At 39.4% G+C, this 19483-nt stretch carries 20 protein-coding genes; 4 read left to right on the top strand and 16 right to left on the bottom strand.

Annotated elements, in window-relative coordinates:
• The 9 genes from HPOKI112_RS03665 to HPOKI112_RS03705 all read right to left on the bottom strand — a co-directional run bounded on the left by HPOKI112_RS03665 (position 1) and on the right by HPOKI112_RS03705 (position 7956).
• A complete protein-coding gene (locus HPOKI112_RS03665; protein WP_025275955.1) occupies positions 1–408 on the bottom strand; it encodes a hypothetical protein in 408 nt (135 codons plus the stop codon).
• 11 nt (positions 409–419) lie between these two features.
• On the bottom strand, positions 420–1241 hold the full coding sequence (galU, locus tag HPOKI112_RS03670; protein ID WP_000591485.1) for a UTP--glucose-1-phosphate uridylyltransferase GalU: 822 nt from the start codon (positions 1239–1241) through the stop codon (positions 420–422).
• Positions 1238–2920 carry a lytic transglycosylase domain-containing protein gene (locus HPOKI112_RS03675; protein ID WP_025309787.1) on the bottom strand — a complete coding sequence of 561 codons (1683 nt, stop codon included), beginning with the start codon at positions 2918–2920 and terminating at the stop codon, positions 1238–1240. The genes galU and HPOKI112_RS03675 overlap by 4 nt, the downstream gene beginning before the upstream one ends.
• Before the next feature lie 8 nt (positions 2921–2928).
• Positions 2929–3222 carry a YggT family protein gene (locus tag HPOKI112_RS03680; protein WP_000577930.1) on the bottom strand — a complete coding sequence of 98 codons (294 nt, stop codon included), beginning with the start codon at positions 3220–3222 and terminating at the stop codon, positions 2929–2931.
• The gene (gene gltX, locus HPOKI112_RS03685; RefSeq protein WP_025309788.1) at positions 3219–4538 is read right to left on the bottom strand and encodes a glutamate--tRNA ligase; all 1320 of its coding nucleotides are present in this window, start codon (positions 4536–4538) and stop codon (positions 3219–3221) included. Before gltX ends, HPOKI112_RS03680 begins: the two co-directional genes overlap by 4 nt.
• Before the next feature lie 165 nt (positions 4539–4703).
• Entirely contained in the window at positions 4704–5357 is a 654-nt protein-coding gene (frxA, locus tag HPOKI112_RS03690; RefSeq protein WP_000373505.1) for an NAD(P)H-dependent flavin oxidoreductase FrxA, read from the bottom strand.
• A gap of 1 nt (position 5358) precedes the next feature.
• Positions 5359–6216, bottom strand: a complete 858-nt coding sequence (locus HPOKI112_RS03695) for an NAD(P)-dependent oxidoreductase (protein WP_025309789.1) — start codon at positions 6214–6216, stop codon at positions 5359–5361.
• 14 nt (positions 6217–6230) lie between these two features.
• On the bottom strand, positions 6231–6734 hold the full coding sequence (locus HPOKI112_RS03700; RefSeq protein ID WP_025275959.1) for an SRPBCC family protein: 504 nt from the start codon (positions 6732–6734) through the stop codon (positions 6231–6233).
• Between the two features lie 13 nt (positions 6735–6747).
• On the bottom strand, positions 6748–7956 hold the full coding sequence (locus HPOKI112_RS03705) for a CCA tRNA nucleotidyltransferase (RefSeq protein ID WP_025275960.1): 1209 nt from the start codon (positions 7954–7956) through the stop codon (positions 6748–6750).
• A gap of 62 nt (positions 7957–8018) precedes the next feature.
• Here HPOKI112_RS03705 and queC point away from each other — a divergent pair, with 62 nt between their 5' ends.
• Positions 8019–8705, top strand: a complete 687-nt coding sequence (gene queC, locus HPOKI112_RS03710; RefSeq protein ID WP_025275961.1) for a 7-cyano-7-deazaguanine synthase QueC — start codon at positions 8019–8021, stop codon at positions 8703–8705.
• Between the two features lie 67 nt (positions 8706–8772).
• Here queC and oipA read toward each other — a convergent pair whose 3' ends face one another.
• Positions 8773–9690, bottom strand: coding sequence for an outer inflammatory protein OipA (gene oipA, locus HPOKI112_RS03715; RefSeq protein ID WP_025275962.1), 918 nt, complete (start codon positions 9688–9690; stop codon positions 8773–8775).
• Between the two features lie 193 nt (positions 9691–9883).
• Here oipA and HPOKI112_RS03720 point away from each other — a divergent pair, with 193 nt between their 5' ends.
• Positions 9884–10336, top strand: a complete 453-nt coding sequence (locus HPOKI112_RS03720) for a hypothetical protein (protein WP_000554093.1) — start codon at positions 9884–9886, stop codon at positions 10334–10336.
• 136 nt (positions 10337–10472) lie between these two features.
• Complete coding sequence (locus HPOKI112_RS03725) at positions 10473–10886, top strand: hypothetical protein (protein WP_025309790.1); 414 nt, start codon at positions 10473–10475, stop codon at positions 10884–10886.
• Positions 10887–10890: 4 nt separating this feature from the next.
• Here the strand turns inward: HPOKI112_RS03725 and hydE are convergent, their stop codons facing one another.
• From hydE to HPOKI112_RS03750, 5 genes are read right to left on the bottom strand one after another with little or no spacing between them, the layout of a single operon-like run.
• Positions 10891–12429: a hydrogenase biosynthesis protein HydE gene (hydE, locus tag HPOKI112_RS03730; protein WP_025275963.1), complete on the bottom strand. Its 1539-nt coding sequence runs from the start codon at positions 12427–12429 to the stop codon at positions 10891–10893.
• Position 12430: 1 nt separating this feature from the next.
• Complete coding sequence (gene hydD / locus HPOKI112_RS03735) at positions 12431–12967, bottom strand: hydrogenase biosynthesis protein HydD (protein WP_025275964.1); 537 nt, start codon at positions 12965–12967, stop codon at positions 12431–12433.
• The gene (gene cybH / locus HPOKI112_RS03740; RefSeq protein WP_025275965.1) at positions 12964–13638 is read right to left on the bottom strand and encodes a Ni/Fe-hydrogenase, b-type cytochrome subunit; all 675 of its coding nucleotides are present in this window, start codon (positions 13636–13638) and stop codon (positions 12964–12966) included. The genes hydD and cybH overlap by 4 nt, the downstream gene beginning before the upstream one ends.
• A 12-nt stretch (positions 13639–13650) precedes the next feature.
• Positions 13651–15387 (bottom strand): nickel-dependent hydrogenase large subunit, encoded by a 1737-nt coding sequence (locus HPOKI112_RS03745; RefSeq protein WP_025276894.1) that lies wholly within the window; start codon positions 15385–15387, stop codon positions 13651–13653.
• Positions 15388–15396: 9 nt separating this feature from the next.
• Positions 15397–16551, bottom strand: a complete 1155-nt coding sequence (locus HPOKI112_RS03750; protein ID WP_000499067.1) for a hydrogenase 1 small subunit — start codon at positions 16549–16551, stop codon at positions 15397–15399.
• Between the two features lie 159 nt (positions 16552–16710).
• Between HPOKI112_RS03750 and HPOKI112_RS03755 the strand changes: the two genes are divergently transcribed.
• Positions 16711–17295, top strand: a complete 585-nt coding sequence (locus tag HPOKI112_RS03755) for an NAD(P)H-dependent oxidoreductase (RefSeq protein WP_025276895.1) — start codon at positions 16711–16713, stop codon at positions 17293–17295.
• Positions 17296–17341: 46 nt separating this feature from the next.
• Here the strand turns inward: HPOKI112_RS03755 and HPOKI112_RS03760 are convergent, their stop codons facing one another.
• Positions 17342–19387: a DUF262 domain-containing protein gene (locus tag HPOKI112_RS03760; RefSeq protein ID WP_025309791.1), complete on the bottom strand. Its 2046-nt coding sequence runs from the start codon at positions 19385–19387 to the stop codon at positions 17342–17344.
• Positions 19388–19483 lie beyond the last annotated feature (96 nt).

Consider the following 19483-nt stretch of genomic DNA (forward strand, 5'->3'; position numbering starts at 1 on the left):
CTATCCTTTTTCTTTTTTATTCTTAAGGGCTAAGCCGGTAGCGTTAGTGATTTTTTGTGCATGACTGGGGTTAGCGTTTTCTAATTCTTGCCCAAAATTAATAGCGTCTTCTAATTCAAAAAATTCTGAAGCGACTAATTTTTGGATCGTTTCTAACCACAGAGTTTCTTTATCTTTGGGGCAAATTTTAAAACGCTCATTGAAGCTGTTTTTCAGTTTTTCTAAAGCTGGCACGCTTTTAAGGTTTTTAACTTGTTCGCTCAAATCTTCTAAAGAAAGGCTTTTATTAGGAATATTTTGCTTTAAGGGGGGGCGAAAAAACCTCCAAACAAGCCCCACCAATAACACAGGCAGCAAGCATACAAAGAGAATCAAATACATGTAAGCGTAATAAGTCAAATTGCCCATGTTGATAAGATTTATAAGCGTTTTTTATAATAAGCGTTGCTCGCTTCAATATAGCCTTCCACACTCCCGCAATCGTATCGTTTGCCTTTGAATTGGTAAGCGATGATGCGCTTTCTTTTGGCTTGAGTGAGTAAAGCGTCTGTGATTTGGATTTCATTGTTTTTACCCGGTTTCGTCTCGCTTAAAATTTCAAAAATATCCGGGGTTAAAATGTAGCGCCCTATCACGGCTAGATTGCTTGGGGCGTCTTCTTGGCTTGGTTTTTCCACCATGTCTTTAATCTCATACACCCCCTCTTCTAACCATTCGCCTCTGATCACGCCGTATTTTGAAACTTCTTCTAACGCCACTTCTTCAATGGCTACAATGGAGCATTGGTATTTTTGATACAATGAAGTCATTTGCTTTAACACGCTTGGGTGATCATGGCTTATGCATAAGTCATCGGCTAAAATCACCGCAAAAGGCTCATTGCCTATGAGGGCTTCTCCGGTTAAAATCGCATGCCCTAGGCCTTTCATTTGCTTTTGGCGCACATAGGAAAAACAGCATTTTTCTATAATGTTACGAATGCTTTTTAGGGCGTTTTCTTTGTTAGTGCCTTGGATTTGATGCTCTATTTCATAGCTCGTGTCAAAATAATCTTCTAAACTGCGCTTGTTTCTTCCTGTAACGATCGCCATCACTTCACAGCCTGCTTCCATCGCTTCTTCCACAGCGTATTGGATTAAAGGCTTATCCACAATGGGCAGCATTTCTTTAGGAATGGTTTTAGTGATCGGCAAAAAGCGCGTGCCATAGCCAGCGGCAGGAAAAAGGCATTTTTTAATCATGGTTTGTCCTTTGAGTTAAGAGTTTGTTCTAAAAACGCATCAATAGGGATGAAATTCCCAAAAATTTCTTGATAAATCAAGTAATTGAGCATGACTCTAAAGCCATACATGCGAGTCTCGCTATAAGGCATAAGCTCCATGCTAAGCCATGGCTCAAAATGATTTTTTTCTTTAAATCGTTTGGAGCTTTCTAGCCACCTCCTTAAAAACCCAGGCCCAGCGTTATAAGCGTAGGCGACAAAAAGGGGATGGTTGAATTCTTTTTTCAAATGGTTCAAGTAATAATTGCCAAGTTTGAGAGCGATGTTGGGGTTAAACATGTCGTTTAGATCAATGTTATCCATGCCAAGGCGTTTAGCGAAAGGCCCTACATTAAAGGGCATGATTTGCATAAGCCCTAGAGCGAACGAGCGCGAAATGACTGCCGGGAGCAAAAAGCTTTCTTGTCTAGCGATCGCATACGCCATAGCCCTTTCATCTGTATTTTGCCATTCAATAATGCCCTCATAAGGGGATAAATAATAATAAATCTTGTCTTTATTGCGTTGGCTTAAAAGATAGGTCAATTCAGGAGCGCTTTTTTCATAATACAGGCTTTTTAGCATCGCATTAAACGCGCCCTCATCTTTCAAACTCAAGGTTTTTTCCTTAAAAATTTGCCACGAAAAAGGGTCATAAGTGTTAAAAGGAGGGTCTTCTTGGCTTAAATTCTGGATATGAGAAATGATGCGGTAACTGGGCGTGGTTTTGAGTTTTCGGCTCGCATAAAGACTATAGAGGTTTAAGGCAGGGCTTTGTGAAAGGCGTTCCAAAGTTTTTTTCTTTTTAGAGACTAAATACTGCCAAAAAATCGCTCTGTCTTTTGAAAAATCATCGTCCTTGACAACCGCTTCTGATCGTTCAAAATACTTGAGTGCTTTAGAGGGTTTTTTGCGCAAGATTTCATTAATCCCTAGAATAAAAAAGGTTTGCGCGTTGCTGTGGGTAGCGTTACTTTTAGTGAGAGCGTCTTTAAAATGATCCAATTTAGGATCTAAAATAACCTGATAGATCAAACGGTTAAACGCCGGGTAATCTTCATCTAAAAGGCGGTTTAATTCTTTAATGGGGATATGCTCTTCAAAAATTTGGAGCTTTTTTTCATAACTCAAATGATTGAAAAGCACGCTAAACACTTGCACATTAGCCTTAAATAAAGAAGCGCTCACATGCTTACTTTGCAAGATTTCTAATTCTTCATAAAGAACGGGGTAAGCCTCTTTGATTTTTTCTTGTAAGGGCTTGATGGTCTGAGGGGGGATTTTATCAAAATCTTTGATTTTTGATTTTAAAGCGATAGCGATACAGCTTGCTTGGAAAGTGTCTGTTGTTTCTAACATGCTTTCTAGGGTAATTTGTTTGCAATAAATATCTTCAGGCAATTTAACATCAGGGTTTTTTTCTGAATTTTCTACGCCTTTTTCTTGCATGGCTTTTTGTAGGGCGGTATTTTTATTTTGAGTCAATTCATAGGCTTTTTTAGCGTTTTCTAAAGTGGTTTTTTTATCGCTAATATAACGCCATAAATAATAATCCCTAACGATCCCGGCGGGCTTTTTTTCTAAATCCTTTAAACTCAACTCGGTTTGAGAAAAACCAACGCCAAGCGCACCCATAAAAAATAAAATAAAAAAACGCATGATTTTCTTTAGAGGCTTTTGGCGAGCGCAAAAAGCCATTGGATGAGAGTTAAATCTAAAAATTTCAAAACAATGACCACCACTAAAGGAGCGAAATCCAACCCGTTAAACACTAGCTTGAATCTAGAGCGTAAAAAATAAAACACTGGCTCACACAAGCGAGCGAGGATTTGCATGATGGGGTTATTGGGGTTAGGCTGCACGAAACTGATAAGCGAATAAATGATCACCACCCACATATAAATCGTAATGAGCGAGCTTAAAATCACCGCTATCGCATTAATAAGGGTAGAAAAAATCATGCTTTGAGCCTTAAAACTTCTTGATGATGGCTTTGGATATAGGGGAAAATCAAAGGCAATTCAACGCCATGCGAGTTCCCGGTTAAAAGGATGCGCAAAGGTTTGAAAAAATCCTTACCCTTAAGCTGGCTTAATCGCATGGCTTCCTTTTTAAAACTTTCAAAATCCTTATACGCTTGAAAATCCATGCTTTTTAGAGCGTTAAAAAGCGCTAAACAACGCTCTTTAAAATCTTCGTTCTCGTAAGTTTTAACAATATCCTTTGGCTCTAAAAACAACGAAATTTTTTCTTTCAATTCTAAAAGCGTGCCGCATTCTTCTATAAACAATCTTAAAAGCCCTAAAAGGTTTTTATCTTTTATTGAAGTGAGTTCTAATAGCTTTTCATCGTCTAAAAGCTTTAAATGCTCGTGGTTTAAGTGTTTTAAATATTTTAAATTAAAATGAGCCGGGGAACTGGAAAGATTTTCTAAATCAAACCACTCTATCGCTTCATCAAGGCTAAAAACTTCCTTAGGCACTTTATTACCGATAGTGATGAGGTAATTTGCGATCGCAACCGGTAAAAACCCTTGATTCAAAAGCCATTTCACGCTGGACGCTTCATCTCTTTTGCTCATCTTTTTACCGCTTGTTTCATCTAAAATAATGGGCAAATGCACATAAACAATCGGATCGTTTGAGCCTAAAGCTTGCTGGATTAAAATTTGTTTAGGGGTGTTACTCACATGATCTTCGCCTCTAATAATCAAACTGATTTCATAGAGCAAATCATCGCATGCGCAAGCGAAATTATAAGTAGGGCTTTTATCTTTTCTCAAAAGCACAAAAGAATCCAATTCATCAGGTTCAAATCTCACTTCTTTTTTAATCGCATCGTTGAAAGACACCGCATGATTTGGGGCTTTTAAACGCACCACAGGGGCATGGTGCTTGTCTTTTTCTAAAGTGGCCCATTCGTCTAAATACCTGAAAGGGCGTTTTTCATTTTTGGCTTTTTCTTTTTCTCTTTCTAAAAACTCCGCGCTCGCATAACAATAAAATGCTTTATTTTCTTTCAGTAATTTTTCTGCCATTTCTCTGTGGTAATCTATGTTATGGCTTTGATACACGAGCTTGTCCCAACTTATCCCCATAAGCTTTAAAATCTCTAAAATCTCTTGATCTTTGCCTTCAATGTTACGCTCTTTGTCCGTGTCTTCAATGCGAATGAGAAAGGGTTTGTGTTGCTGTTTGGCCACAATGTAGTTGAAAATGGCTGCCCTTAAATTCCCTATGTGCATATCCCCTGTAGGCGAAGGCGCAAAACGAAGCATAAAAACCCTTTATTTAAAAATAATTTTTGATTATACCTAAAGAATACTTAATTGTGTTGTGGTAGTTCTGTTTTTATCAAACATGAATGGGCATCATTTAAGAGATTAGCGCTTGGCTAACGCCAAGCTCTTTATGGTTGGTTATCAAAAAGCTAAAAGCGTTTTTTATTCAATCACTTCATAAATAACTTCTGTCTTCCAGCGGGTTTTAGGGGTGATTTCTTGGTTGCGATAACCAAAACAAGCCATTACCGAAACGCCAAATTCCGCCGTGTTCAGATAGCCTTTTTCCTCTAAATAAGCCTCCACTTTTTCTTGATCATACCCTTCAATCGGGCAAGAATCAATGCCTAACATGGCCGCTGCCATCATCATGTTCGCCATTTGGATATAAGTCTGCTTGCTAGCCCAATCAAACAAAGATCGTTCGCTATTGAGTTTCATATCGTTCTCTTGGAAATTTTTGATGATTTGAGCGAACCTGGAATTGGTGTCATAATCCCTTTTTTTAACCTCATGCATCACTTTTTTAACATAATCGCTGTCATAAGTAACGCCTTTTCGCGCAAGATAAATGACAAAATGGCTCGCTCCCTCTAAACCAAAAAGCGCCCCCCAGGCCATCGGTTTTAAATCTTCTTTCATGCGTTCATTCTTTAATAAAAGCATTTTCCATGGTTCAAGCCCGATTGAAGAAGGGGCTAATCTCCCCACTTCAACCAAAGCTTCCCAATCCTTTTGGGAAATACGACGATTAGGATCGTATTTTTTTGCAGCAAATCGTTGGTGCTGTAAAGCAATCACTTGTTCTCTGTCCATTTTAATGTTCTCCTTTTTCTAAATAATGATAAACGGCTGCCATATCCATTTCGCCTAAACCGGATTTTTCTGCTTGAGAATAAAGCTCTTGCGCTTTGGATAAAAATGGCAATTGAATCGCCTCTTCTGCTTCATTGTTGGCTAAGCGAATATCCTTGAGCATGAGCTTCAAACTGAAAGCGGCCGGATAGCTATCTTGTAGCCACATGCCTTTTTTAGCTTGAAAGAGAGGCGAATTCATGCCAGATTGGCCAATAATTTGCAAAAATGGCTCTGCATCAACCCCTAAATGTTTGGCTAATAGAAAAGCTTCTGAATAAGCGACCCCCATTTGAGCTAAAAGGCTATTAATGGATAATTTAGCCCCTGCCCCTTGACCAATCTTACCCAAATAAAAGGTTTGACTCCCTAAATGCGCCAAAATAGGTTTGAGTTGAGCAACCACTTCTTTTTCACCTGCCGCTAAAATCAATAAAGCCCCGGCTTTGGCCGCGCCAACCGATCCTGAAACGGGCGCTTCAAGGTAAGTTACTTGATGCTTTTGAGCGGTTTTTTCTAAAGATAAGCTCTCCAAAGGAGCGATGGTGCTCATATTCACCACGATTTTTTCAGACATCTGTTCCCAAAATTCTGGCACTAAAACAGCATCAATCGCCGTTTTATCCGAAAGCATGGTAAAAATCAGATCAACTTTAGCGGCCAAATCTATAGGGTTAGTATAAACCGCTACGCCCTTTTCCTTTAAGGGGGCTGCTTTGCTCTCTGTTCGGTTATAAACCGATACTTTTAAACCCGCATCGCACAAACGAGCCGCCATAGGAGTCCCCATAGCCCCAAGTCCAATCCATCCGATTTTCATTTAACCCTCACTTATTAGCGTGAATACGCCACTAAACCATCTAACCAAGCCTGATGGCCATTTAGCATCGCATTAGGCACAGATTTCGCTAAAGCTTTAGCAGGGACTCCCAATTGGCTTTCTTGGGTTAGAATACGCACACGATCATTATCTAATTTTTCAACAATCCATGCGTGATAGACTTCAAGATACTCATCGCCTTTAGCTTCATTCCAACCTCTCCAAGCCAAACGCAGTATGGTGTCTTTCAATTCAAACTCTTCCACCTGTGCCTCCACTAAAAAGCCAAAAGTTTCAAAACAAAAACGAGTCTTGTCTTTAAGAATGGTATTGTCTTGATTATGCATGTGGACATTCCCTGAATTTTTGTAATACTTTTCCCAACAAGACGCGTCTCTTAAATGCTGCACCACTTTATTAAAATCCAAACATTTGACAATGACTTCATTGGACACAAAATTATCAGTCTCTCCTGGAACCCATTTCTTAGGCCATTGAATCGCATTCATCGTTATCATATTTTCTCTGTTTTTAATTTTTTCTGCCTATTGGCGAAAAGTTTATAACATCATTAGGTAAATAATTATCTTTAACCCATTCAATCAGCCACTCTAAAGCGTTGTTTTTAGGGTGAGCGATGATTAAATTTAGGCATGCGTTTAAAATTTCGCCGATTTGTTGGTGTTGGTAACCCAAGCTTTGAAGCGTCCCGCCCTTAAGGGCTAGGTGTTCTTTTTTAAAAGGTTCGTTAGCGTTAAATATTTCTTTTAACAAGCTTTTAATTTTTAAAGCGTGTTTGGGGTTTTTGAGCGCATAAAAATCTAAAGCCAAATTAAAAGGCTCTAAATCGTAGTTTTTTAATAAAAATTTTAATTCTGTTTTATTATGAATATTTAAAAAAGCTTTGTGGCATTCTTTAGCTTTTGAAAATAAAACACAAGTTTTTTTAGGGTAGCGTAAATTTTCTAAACTTTTTTGATGCTTAAAAAACCCCAATAATCTTAATTCCAAATTGAAAGGCGCGTTTTTTAAAAACCCTAAATTTTCTATTTTTTCTTGAATAACCAACTCTAAAATTTCTTGATATTCTTTAGCCACTTCATAGGCGTTTTTCCCCATAAGAAGCTTATTCAATTCACTTTGTAAGCGTTCTTTAGAAAGGTGTTTTAACAAATCCTTACACGCAAAAACCGCTTCTTTAGTGCTTGGCGCTATTTTAAAGCCTAAAGTCGCGCTAAATCGCAGCGATCTTAAAATCCTTAAAGCGTCTTCAAAAAACCTCAATCGCGCTTCCCCCACGCATTCAATCGTTTGATTTCTAATCGCATTCTGCCCTTTAAAAGGATCAATAATCCCTTTTGTAGGGCTATAAGCGATCGCATTCATGCTAAAATCGCGCCGCTTTAAATCGTCTGTCAAACGAGCGCTAAAAACCAATTCTTTAGGCTTTCGGTGTTTGATATGCCCTTTTTCAATTCTAAAGGTTGTAATTTCATAGCTTTGATCGTTTTTAAGAGCCGTGATCGTGCCATGTTTGATACCGGTTTCTAGCACCCTAAAATGGCGCTTTAAAAGAAGCTCTTTGCTTTCATTGACTAAAGCGTTTGAGGTCAAATCGTAATCTTTTGGGGTAATTCCCATCAAACAATCGCGCACGCACCCCCCTACCAAGTAAAGCTCATAGGGGGATTTTTCATAAATGTCAAACAATTCTTTTAATTCTTTTTCTAACTCAAACACGCTTTTTACTCTTAAAATTTCTTTGTGTTATTATATCTTTTTAGAATTTTTAAGGAATGTTGATGGAACAAGAAATTTGCGTGATCAGTTTTAGCGGCGGGCAAGACAGCACCACTTTAGCCGTATGGGCGAAAAAGCGTTTTAAAAAAGTCTGTTTAGTGGGGTTTGATTACGCGCAAAAACACTCTGTGGAATTAGAATGCGCTCAAAAAATCGCTTCTCTTTTACAACTCCCTTATGAAATCATCTCATTAGATTTTTTAGAGAATATCACCCACTCCGCGCTTTTTAAAAACTCTAACGATTTAATGGGGCATTCGCATGCGCAAAATAAAGATTTACCCAATTCTTTTGTGCCTAATCGTAACGCTATTTTTATCACCCTTTTGCATTCTTACGCGCAAAAAATAGGGGCCAGTAACATCGCTTTAGGGGTTTCGCAAGCGGATTTTAGCGGCTATCCGGATTGTAAAGAAGATTTTATTAAAAGCATTGAGCATGCCCTAAATTTAGGATCAAACACGGCGATTAAAATCCTAACGCCTTTAATGTTTTTGAATAAAGCGCAAGAATTTCAAATGGCTAAAGATTTGGGCGTCTTGGATTTAGTCATCAAAGAAACGCACACCTGCTATCAAGGAGAGCGAAAGATTTTGCATGCCTATGGTTATGGGTGTGATGAATGCCCGGCATGCCAGTTGAGAAAAAAAGGCTTTGAAGAGTTTCAAACTAAGATTTTGTTTCAATAAAGTGTTGGTAAAAACACTCAAAAAGCATGTTTAAGACAAACAATCAAAGAGCGGTAAAAAGCATGTTTTAATGTTTAAAATTATATGTATAGTTAAGATAAACGCTCACCACTCTTTTATAATCCAATTTATCCCCATAATTATCGCTGTAGTAATTGACTTTAAAAGCTGGCACTTTAACCCCTAATTCCACGCTAGAACCTCCAAGATATATTTCATCGCCATAGCGATCAATATCGTATTCATCATTATTCCAACGAACGCCAAATTTTCCTTGCAACTGAAAAATCGTGTGGCTCTTGACTTGATTGAAAGGGGTGAGATTGTTGCTTGCAAACCAAGTGCTAGCCCCTATATCCATGCCAATCACAAGCCCTGAAGATTTTCTAAATACATGCCTTGATACTTTTTTTAATGTATTAGCGTCTAGCGTTCTGCCGGTCATATCTTTGTAAAATATAGAGAGCCCTTTTACCCTTCGTTCAACATATTTTTGGGACGCTCGCTTATCGTTAGTCCAATTAATGAGCAAATCCGTATTGAAACCATAGGGTAGAAAAACGATTAAACCGCTGCCAGGAACAGAACCAACGCCACCAAGTTGGTAACCGAAAAAAAGAGAGTGCCTAAACCCTATAATCCTTTTTTTACCCAAAAAATATTTATACCCAAAGCTGAGTTCGTTAAAAAGACCGCCCGATCCACCATTTCCTGCGAATCGGTTAGCGATCTTTGTTGAATCTTTCACTTTGTTTAAAGCGTTTTGCGCATCTCTTATGGCTTTTGTGTTTTGTTGGGGGAATAATGAATTTTTTGCGTTATTGATCGCTTCATTTAAGGCGTTTTCTGCTGAAGCTTTTTCGCCGATGCTGCCTTGCCCTTTGATATAGCTTCCTTCTGCAAAATTTAAACCTAAATAAAATCCATTCCTTTCAGCGTGGAGCCAAAACGAGAGAGAAAGAGTTAGTAAGAGAGCTTTTTTCATGATTTTTCTTTATTTTTCTTTGGTTTAAGATTTGATGTTATGACTAGGTATTTTATCATAAAAATAAGATTTTAGTGATTGGGTTTTAATGAAAAACACAATTAAAATAATAAAATAGCCACAAAACCACCGCTTAATCAACATTAAATCAAAAACATGTTAATCTTTAGTTATTTTTAAATTAGGAAGTCCCATGCATCAAAACAATAAAACTTTTTTACCCAACCAATCCGCTCATCTTTCTAAAATCGTTCTTTTTTTAAACACCGGCTTTTTAGCCTATCTGTTAAGCGCTTGTGGGGCGAATGTACCCATAGAAGAAGTGCTAGTTAAAGATCCTAAAGAGACTAAAGCCCAAGAAGTCGCCAGAGAAGAAAAGGCCATCCAGCAAGAAAACGCCACTATTGATGCACGCACCACGCCTTTAATCAATCGTTTCACTAATTATAACGCTTATGGCTCTTTAAACGGCTTCTACAATTCAGTGGATAATCTCAATTCGCCCATGCAAAACGGGATGTATGGAGGCTATTACATGCCCTATTATTACATGCCCTATGGTTTCATGCCTTATGGGTCAGGTCTTATGCCTTATGGGCCTTATGGGTATGGAGCGCCTGGATACTTCCCTTACGTTTTTTATTGATTAGCTTAAAACAGCTTGCGCTAAACAATAAGCGTGTTGGCGTTTTCATATTAACGCCCTTATATTTTCTAATGGTTATTTCTAACATGCTATGGTGGTGTGATAGAAAAAGACTATATTAAGAGGAGATATTCTTATGCGTATAGTTAGAAATTTATTTCTTGTATCGCTTGTGGCTTATAGTAGCGCGTTCGCAGTGGATTTAGAAACCGAGACTAAAAGCGAAAAAAAAAGCAGTAAAAAGTTTTACAAACTCCATAAAAACCATGGATTAAAAACCGAGGCTAAAAACGACAAAAAGCTTTATGATTTCACTAAAAATAGTGCTTTAGAAGGCATAGATTTAGAAAAAAGCCCTAGCCTTGAAAGCCATAAAAAAAGCGACAAAAAGTTTTACAAGCAACTCGCTAAAAACAATATCGCCGAAGGGGTGAGCGTGCCGATTGTTAATTTCAATAAAGCTCTGTCTTTTGGGCCTTATTTTGAAAGGACTAAAAGCAAAAAAACCCAATACATGGACGGCGGGTTGATGATGCACATCCGCTTTTAAGCCCTTATTCATAATCCAAAAACGCATGTGCTTTAAGAGCAAGGGTTTTAGGGAAATACCGCACAAACAAATCCAAGAACACTTTCTCGCCAAAGAAATCCCCAGCGATCGTTACTTCTTGGACACTAAAATTTTGTGCGTTATCCCAAATGAAATTCCCTAAAAACTCCGCTAAAGAATCCAAAATCCCCAAACTCAAGATTTCATTTTCCACGCCTGCGAGCCTGAAACTCATCGCACTGTGCATGATCTTTGAAAAGTTTAAAGCCATTTTGAAAGAGTCGTCTTTAAGGATTTTATAATCAATCCTAGGGCCTTTAGGGCGTAAGCATTCTTTAGCCAAAGGAATAACGCTCTGTGCGCAAAAATCCTCGCTATAACCCAAAACAAACCCTAAAATGCGAAAAAAATCCAATAAATTCGCACCCCCTAGATTGTATTTAGAAAGCTCTACAATGCGCGCGTAAAAATCAGGGAATTTAGTAGCGTAGTTTTGTAGCATTCTGGAGGCTTTTTCATCTTGTTTGAGGAGATTAAATATTTGATTGAAATCAAAACTAACGCTTAAAAGCGTTTTTAAAGAACCATTAGCATGCAATAACAACCTTGTAGGGCGCTTGAAACTGAGATACAAAACGATAGAATGCGGCGTTTCTTTTAAAAACTCTAGCTCATCTTTAAAAGCAATGGCAGAAAGATGGTTTTCCAACACGAATTTTTTAGTAGGCGTGATCAAGCGTTTAGGGGTTTTAAAAAGCGCTTCATAATACAAAAGCGCTTCTTGCGGATCATTTGCATGGATAAAAACAAATTCTATCCCCTCATCTTGTAAAATATGACACAATAAATTCAATATGGGGTCATAGGGTAGTTGGACTATGATTTCATCGTTTTTAAAAGTGTCCTTAAACACGCTTTTTAATGGGGCTTTGATGGAGGGTTTTTCCAAACTAGCCAAATATTTAGCGTCCTCTAAAGGCAGTTTAGTGCAGCTCAAAATGCTAGAAAGATCGCTAAAAATAACGCTTGGAGAGGGATTTTTTAAAGAAAGGGATAATGCTCCTCTAGAAGTGAAAATAGGGATAAAATCCTGTGTTTTAAGCATCTCTTTTAATTGCGTTAAGCAATCTATAAGCTCTTTAGGGCTATGGATTATAGCCCCCTTAAAAGCGGTGTTTTTGACAAAACCCAACGCATTGGCATACAAAGACGCATTTTTGTCTAAAAAATCTTGATGCTCTTTAGCGTTCATAAAAAGGGGCTTTGAAAGGCTTGTTGCTTGGAAAAGATTTTCATCTAAAGGCTCTGTGATTTCCTTTAAAGACAAAAAGCTAAAATCTAAAGAAAAGGGCAAGATCTCGCTTAATTTTTGTGCGAACTCTAAGGTGGTTTCAGCGCTCGCTTGGAGATAGAAAGAAGTCGTATTATCCTTATAAACGCTATAAAAACACGCTTGCAAATGGAGTGCCATTTGCTCTAAAAGGGGCGTAAAATTCAGACTTGTTTCTTCATTAGCGCATTTAAAAAGAAAAACAAACGCCAATTCAAAAACCCTTATAAGAGAGTTCAGCGATACACTCTAAAGCGATATGATCGGTGCGTTGCATTTGAACTCCCCATGCGTTGAGTTGGGTTTCTATGGCTTTTAAGGCTGTTTCTAAAGCGTTTAAAATTTCGCTTGAAAGCTTGAAAGTGGTCTCGCTCCCTATCACAAAAGGCACAAGCCCCACGATAAAAGTTTTAGGCAAATCCCCTAAAAACTCCGTGAGCCTTAAAGTGTGTAGCATTTCCACTTCATGCGCGCTCCCAGCCCATGTGATTTCTTTAGGGGCGTCCTTAAAATCAAAAGCATAAACCGATCCTATTTCAACGCCTTTAGCGCTCACGCAATCCAAAATCAAAACCTTTTCATACGAAGTGATCAAAGGAATGAGTTGCTGAGCCATAGTCCCCCCATCTATAATATCCACGCTAGGGAAAAAAGAAAAATTTCTTTTGAGATAGTGGGCTAGATGCACCCCAATGCCTTCATCGCCAAAAAGGATATTGCCAATGCCTAGAATTAGGATTTTTTGACTCATTCTTTGGTATAACCATAGCCATTAATCATAGAATCCGCCCCCGAACTTTCATACCTGATAGAATGGAAAAACACCATATAAACATGCACAGGGACAAACAAAATAATCCCCCAAGTCGCTAAGTGGTGGATGAAACGAACATTCGCTAACCCCCCACAAAGCGCTTCAAACCACTTAAAAGCGCTTCCTAAAAACGCTCCAAGCCCCGCATGATAGACATTATAATACAGCACCACCCCGCTCAAACTCATCAACACTATCAAAACAACCAAAGTGGAATAAGCCACGAGTTGGATAGGGTTATACGCTCCTTTAGTGTGGGTTTTTCCGCTGATAAGAAAATACGCTTTCATCTGATCGATCCAGGCTTTTGGGCTTAAAAGTTGGCTAAAACTCCTGCGTTCCATCAAGCTTTCTTTAGTGAAAAAAAGATAGGTTCTAAAGATTAAGGCACTAATGAGCAAAAACCCAAACATGACATGAAAAGAGCGCACATAAGCTTGTAAAAGATACACCCCTTTATAAAAGCTGGAATTAGGCTGCAAAAAAGGGTAAGCGATGTAAAACCCTGTAGCGATTAAAGCGAAAATACTCAAAGCCCTAACCCAATGGAAAAAGCGCACAAAACCGGAATATTCTTTGTGTAAAACGACCTTATTCATTTTATCCATGCGTAACCCTTTTTAGAATTTAGCGAAATTAGGCTCTACTTTAAACTCGTTTAAAGACTGCCCTTTAAAATCCATCACATGCACAGAACATGCAATGCATGGGTCAAAAGAATGGATAGTCCTAATGATTTCTAAAGGCTGGGTTAAATCAGCGATTTTAGTGCCAATCAAGCTCATTTCATAAGCCCCCCTTTGATTTTTAGAATCTCTAGGCCCCGCATTCCAAGTAGAAGGCACCACCGCTTGATAATTTTCCACCACGCCGTTTTTAATACGCACCCAATGGCTTAGCATGCCCCTTGGCACTTGACCAATGTAGCGCCCTTTATATTCTTGATTTTTATCAATATGATAAGGAGCGCAAGTGCTCTGATCGCTTTTTAGATTTTCCACTAACGCATCAAACGCCAAAAGGCCATTATCAGCGATTGTCTTAGCTTCAATACACCTTGCAGCTGTGCGTCCAAGCGTTGAAAACAACGCCTCTAAAGGCAGTTTAGTGTCTTTTAAAAACTTAGTAGCCACTTCAGTAACATAAGGGTTTTTCGCCGCTAAACCTACCACTACGGAACTTAAAGGGCCTACTTCCATGGGCTTACTATCGTATCTGGGCGATTTGATCCAAGAATATTTATTTTTAGTGTCAAGCACTTTAGCAGGGATTATTTTATTTTCAATCCCCACGCTCTCGCCGTCTTTTAAACCGGTATAATGCGGATTCGTTTGCCCGTCATAAGGGTGGAGTTGCACTTCTTTAGTGTCTTCGTATTGATACCAAGAATGCGTAACTTCTTCTTTAATCAAACTCTCATCAATGGGGTGCAGTTTAGAAATATCCCCATCAAGCACCACCCCACTACTCAAAAGGTATTTATCCCTCCCAAGCAACACTTCTTCATAAGCGATAAAATTCCTTAAGCCACAGCCTTTAATAACGGATGGTTCGTTAGCGAACATTTCGCCCGCCATCACCAAATCAGGGTAGTAAGCATGGTTGATAAAATTGGCCACCACTTCAAACTTGCTCTTCCATTCAGCCAATCTTGTCGGATCCAATATATCCATAACACTCGTAACACCCCCCACCGTTAGGCTTTGTGGGTGAGGCTGTTTGGCCCCAAAAATAGCGGTCATTTTCGCCGCTTCCCTTTGGATTTCTAAAAGCTTGAGATAGTGGCTTAAGACGATTAAATTTTGCTCTGGGCTTAAACGATAGGTTTTATGCCCGTAATAGCCGTTACTGAAAGGCCCCAAAGATCCACCTTTAGCGAAATCGCTCAAGCGTTTTTGAACCGCTTTTAATTCACCGGCACCGGTATTAATGGGATAAGGGCTGTATTTGAAAGAAAGTTTTGCCGCTTCAAAAGGATCGGCTTTTAAAGCGCTCATAATATCGCACCAATCAAGCCCATGCAAAGTATAGAAATGCACCACATGATCGTGAAAAAGCAACGCCATGTTCATCAAAGATCGCACCAATTGCGCGTTTAATGGGGGGGTAATGCCTAGAGCGTTTTCTACCGCCGTGATACCAGCCTTATAATGCGAATAAGTGCATACCCCGCAAATCCTTTGAGCGATGAAGCCTGCATCTCGTGGGTCTCTGCCTTTAATGATCGTCTCTAGCCCCCTAAAAAGCGTAGAAGAAGAAAATGCATCAGTGATCACATTATCATCATCTACGATCACTTCAATCCTTAAATGCCCCTCAATCCTAGTGATAGGATCGACTACGATTTTTTTTGACATGTTAATCCCTTACTCTTTGTTTTTGATCGCTTTAGAAAGGAGCGCATGCGCAACAATGCCAATAGCGGTTGCACTGAGTAAAGTCGTGCCGACTTTATCGGCCACTTTATCAGCCCCTAATCCGTCAAAGGCGGTTTTAATGGAACGATTCGCTAAAGGCTCTTCAAAAGGACTCATCGTATCCCAAAAATTAGGCTCAGAACACCCTATGCACCCATGCCCTGCACCTATGGGCCAAGAAGTGTGTGAATTGAAACGGAGTTTGGAGCAATTGTTGAAAGTGTAAGGCCCTTTACAGCCCATTTTATACAAACAAAAGCCCCTTTTAGCGTTTTCATCGCCAAAATGTTCCACAAATTCGCCCGCATCAAAATGCCCTCTCCTTTCGCACAAATCATGAATCCTGTTCCCATAAGCCCAAGAGGGGCGGTTATACGCATCAAGTTTAGGGAGAGCCCCAAACATCAAGTAATAAAGCACGTTGCCCACGATATTTTTTTCACTAGGCGGGCAACCAGGAACATTGATCACGGGTTTATCAATGATTTTGTGTAAGGGTTGCGCGTTAGAGGGGTTAGGGTAAGCCGCTTGCACGCCCCCAAAACTTGAGCATGTGCCTATGGCAAAAATAGCGGCTGCGTATTGGGCGGCTTTCCTGCACTCTTCAGCCCCCGTTTCAGCGTTTGGGCCTTGAGTGAGAAAGTATTCTGTGCCTTGGGGGATACCCCCTTCTACCATTAAAATGTAATTGTTTTTATGCTTTTCTATGGCGTCATGCAAGCTTTTTTCGGCTTGAAAACCGCTCGCTACCATAATGGTCTCATGGTATTCTAGGTTGATGTAATCAAAGATAATGCTATCAATGGTGGGGTCTGCGCTCCTTAACAAGCTCTCGCTGCAACCGGTGCATTCTGCCATGTGCAACCAAATCACAGGCAACCTGTTAGCCACTTCTACCGCTTTTAAAGTCAAGGGAGCAAAACTAGCCGGCAAAGCTAGAGTCGTGCTCATCATGCCCGCCCACTTCAATAAATCGCGCCTAGAAATGCCCGCCCCCTTAAACTCGTCTTGCAAGTTTTTATGCTCGTTGTGAGCGTTAAACGAACTGACTATCTCAAGGCGTTCTTCAATCTTTTGATAGGTCTTTTTTTCATCGTAGAACATGACCACTCCTTAATTAGAAATTTTCATTATCTTAACATAATAAAAATAATGTAGTGGCAATTGATTGTTTTTTAGTTTTTATTGAGATTGAGGGAATTTCTTTAATATTAAGTTTCATTTGGATAGAATTCCCACTTATTTTATTAAAAAAGGAACAAAATGAAAAAAGTACTCATCATTAATGGGGCCAAAGCGTTCGGGAGCTCTGGAGGGAAACTCAATGAAACTTTGACCCAACATGCAAAAAAGACTTTAGAATCTTTGGGGCTAGAAGTGGATACAACGATCGTGGATAAAGGCTATGAACATGCTCAAGAAGTGGAGAAAGTCTTTAGCGCTGATGCGACGATTTGGCAAATGCCTGGCTGGTGGATGGGAGAGCCTTGGATTGTGAAAAAATACATTGATGAAGTCTTTAGCGTAGGGCATGGGAAACTTTATGCTAGCGATGGCAGGAGTTCGCAAAACCCCACTAAAAACTACGGGAAAGGGGGCTTGATGCAAGGCAAAAAATACATGTTGAGCTTGACCTGGAACGCTCCCATTGAAGCCTTTAACGATCCTAGTGAATTTTTTGAAGGGGTGGGTGTGGATGTTGTGTATTTGCATTTGCATAAAGCGTTCCAATTTTTAGGGCTTTCAGCGTTGCCCACTTTTATTTGCAACGATGTGGTGAAAAACCCCCAAGTGGAGCAGTATCTCAACTCCCTAACCACGCATTTGTGCCAAGCTTTTGGCAAGTGATTTTAAAATTTTTTTAACCCCCCCATTTTTTGGGGGGACTTGTTTGTTACACAATAAAGTCTTTAGGATTGAGTTTGCAACCTAAGATAAGATCCCTAAGATTACTGCCCACCGTTTGATAACTCGCATTGCTCACAAAGTAGAATCCGTATTTTTCAAAAGGCACAACAAGAGTGCCATCTCTATCCCTTAATTGCGCTTTTGCTTTATCCCAACAAATATATCTTGGCTCTTCATCTGTGTAGCTTTCAAAGGCTTCTCTGGCGTTTTCTAATAAGTAGTCTATGACAGCGCTAGCTAATTCCTTAGCGTTTCTTGCCATGCGCCTTTGGCCATTGGGGAGCTTGACGCTTTGAAGATTATGTTTAGTTAAGTCATCATCAAGGGTTTTGTTAAGCTCTCTTATGCGGTATTCTTTAGGCAAATCTTTAAACAACCCCACTTGACAAAATTGATCCGCTAAATATCCGCTCCTAGCCTTCACTTCCTCTATCCCCCAAGAATGGGTGTTATTGATGAAATAGTCGTTTAAATGCAAGGAGCTGTATTCTTCCATAAGCGCAATTTTTGCCTCGTAAGGTTTGTTGCCAAGCCTTTGATTTTGCCCTGATAAAGTCAGATTCCCAAAATTATTGAGGTAGTCTTGCTCAAAAGTGAAATAGTTCCCCACCCTATCGCGCCATTCTTGGGTGGGGGTTTTGGGGTAGAAATGCTCCACTTCTAGATTTTCTTCTCTTGGCGGTTCGGCGTTGCTTAGCTTTTCTATCTCAAGCAAAATAAATTTGCACACTTGATTTGCTGCATAAGCGTTACGCACAAGAAACGCCACTTTAATTTTATCGTCATTAGGGAACGCCGTTCGTCCAACGCTCTTGCCCAGATAACGCTTGAGTGCATCGGCTGAAACATCTTCCCCTAGCTGTCTGTATAAAGAATAAAGAAGTTCAGCAAGTGCAGGGGCAGGATCCCCGCACACGCTTCGGCGCACGAAGTAGCTGATAAGGATTTGCAAGATTTCATGGAAGTTTTCATAATCCAATTTGCCCTCTTCAAAGTCTCTAGCGCAACGCAAAACAAAGGGCTTTGCCACGCCAAATTTGATTTTCACAAGATCTTTAATGCACAAGCGTAAATTCGCTAACTGTTGCGGGTCTCCACGATGTAAAAAATAATGATCTCTGTCTAAAAAGATTTGATAGATTCTGCCATATTCACGCATATCGCTCATAAGACCTTGTATATCATCAGAGAAATTGTCTCTGTGATGGTCTTTTAGCGCGTAATACACTTCAAGCTCTCCCTCACTTAATTTCTTTTCAAGGTAGATTCTCAAATAGGTTTTGATGAAATCATTCAAATCCTTTTCACCAAGCCAATCTTCTAAAGGAACCCAATAAGTCTCATAAAGACGATTCTGGTTGTCAGAATTTTCCCCCATCATCAAATAGTTGCGGATGAGATCCAACCCTTTTAATTGCACGCCGGTAGCGTTGATGCTTTCAAACACCACTTGCGGATCGTCTTCGCCTAACTCTAAGCCTATGGCTACGATTTTGAGCCGCAAAAACGCGCCATAAATCTCTTCTATGCGATACCCTTTGCTGATATAATTGTCAAGCTCTTTGGTGAAAAATTTATAATTATTCCTGATGTGTGATACGCCTTGTATTTCATGCGATCGATTTTGCATGACCAGATCAAAGGCTTCTTTGTCGCTTTTAATGGGTTTTAAGCGCAACTTTTGTTCCGAAAGATTGAGCAGATTACCAATCTCTTTTTTTATCTCTTCATTTGGTATCTTGGTCTCTATGGCTTTAAGCAAAAGCATGATGGTAGTAATCCTTTGCTGCCCGTCAATGATGACAAATTCTTGCAGTTGTCTTAAGCTCTTTTCATCATCAATATGATGCAAAATATAAGTGACAGAACCCATGAAATGCGTTTTCTTATTTTGAGAAATACCGATAATATCTTGCAGTAATTTTTCACAATTTTTTTCTTCCCAAGTGTAGTTCCTCTGGTATACAGGGATAGAAAATATCGTGCCTGTTAAGGCAAAAAAGTCGTTAATGGTGCTTTCTTTCACTCTCATCGCTTTTCCTTTTGAGTTAAATTACAATCGCACCGAGTATTAAATCAAAAAAAAAAGATAGCTTAAATTTTTGAAAAAGTCGCAATTTGTGGCTGA

The sequence above is a fragment of the Helicobacter pylori oki112 genome (assembly GCF_000600085.1).
Lineage (GTDB): Bacteria > Campylobacterota > Campylobacteria > Campylobacterales > Helicobacteraceae > Helicobacter > Helicobacter pylori_CY.

Coding starts and splice junctions, on each gene's coding strand:
- HPOKI112_RS03665 (WP_025275955.1), bottom strand. CDS start 408: ATGGGCAATTTGACTTATTACGCTTACATGTATTTGATTCTCTTTGTA.
- galU (WP_000591485.1), bottom strand. CDS start 1,241: ATGATTAAAAAATGCCTTTTTCCTGCCGCTGGCTATGGCACGCGCTTT.
- HPOKI112_RS03675 (WP_025309787.1), bottom strand. CDS start 2,920: ATGCGTTTTTTTATTTTATTTTTTATGGGTGCGCTTGGCGTTGGTTTT.
- HPOKI112_RS03680 (WP_000577930.1), bottom strand. CDS start 3,222: ATGATTTTTTCTACCCTTATTAATGCGATAGCGGTGATTTTAAGCTCG.
- gltX (WP_025309788.1), bottom strand. CDS start 4,538: ATGCTTCGTTTTGCGCCTTCGCCTACAGGGGATATGCACATAGGGAAT.
- frxA (WP_000373505.1), bottom strand. CDS start 5,357: ATGGACAGAGAACAAGTGATTGCTTTACAGCACCAACGATTTGCTGCA.
- HPOKI112_RS03695 (WP_025309789.1), bottom strand. CDS start 6,216: ATGAAAATCGGATGGATTGGACTTGGGGCTATGGGGACTCCTATGGCG.
- HPOKI112_RS03700 (WP_025275959.1), bottom strand. CDS start 6,734: ATGATAACGATGAATGCGATTCAATGGCCTAAGAAATGGGTTCCAGGA.
- queC (WP_025275961.1), top strand. CDS start 8,019: ATGGAACAAGAAATTTGCGTGATCAGTTTTAGCGGCGGGCAAGACAGC.
- oipA (WP_025275962.1), bottom strand. CDS start 9,690: ATGAAAAAAGCTCTCTTACTAACTCTTTCTCTCTCGTTTTGGCTCCAC.
- HPOKI112_RS03720 (WP_000554093.1), top strand. CDS start 9,884: ATGCATCAAAACAATAAAACTTTTTTACCCAACCAATCCGCTCATCTT.
- HPOKI112_RS03725 (WP_025309790.1), top strand. CDS start 10,473: ATGCGTATAGTTAGAAATTTATTTCTTGTATCGCTTGTGGCTTATAGT.
- hydD (WP_025275964.1), bottom strand. CDS start 12,967: ATGAGTCAAAAAATCCTAATTCTAGGCATTGGCAATATCCTTTTTGGC.
- cybH (WP_025275965.1), bottom strand. CDS start 13,638: ATGGATAAAATGAATAAGGTCGTTTTACACAAAGAATATTCCGGTTTT.
- HPOKI112_RS03745 (WP_025276894.1), bottom strand. CDS start 15,387: ATGTCAAAAAAAATCGTAGTCGATCCTATCACTAGGATTGAGGGGCAT.
- HPOKI112_RS03750 (WP_000499067.1), bottom strand. CDS start 16,551: ATGTTCTACGATGAAAAAAAGACCTATCAAAAGATTGAAGAACGCCTT.
- HPOKI112_RS03755 (WP_025276895.1), top strand. CDS start 16,711: ATGAAAAAAGTACTCATCATTAATGGGGCCAAAGCGTTCGGGAGCTCT.
- HPOKI112_RS03760 (WP_025309791.1), bottom strand. CDS start 19,387: ATGAGAGTGAAAGAAAGCACCATTAACGACTTTTTTGCCTTAACAGGC.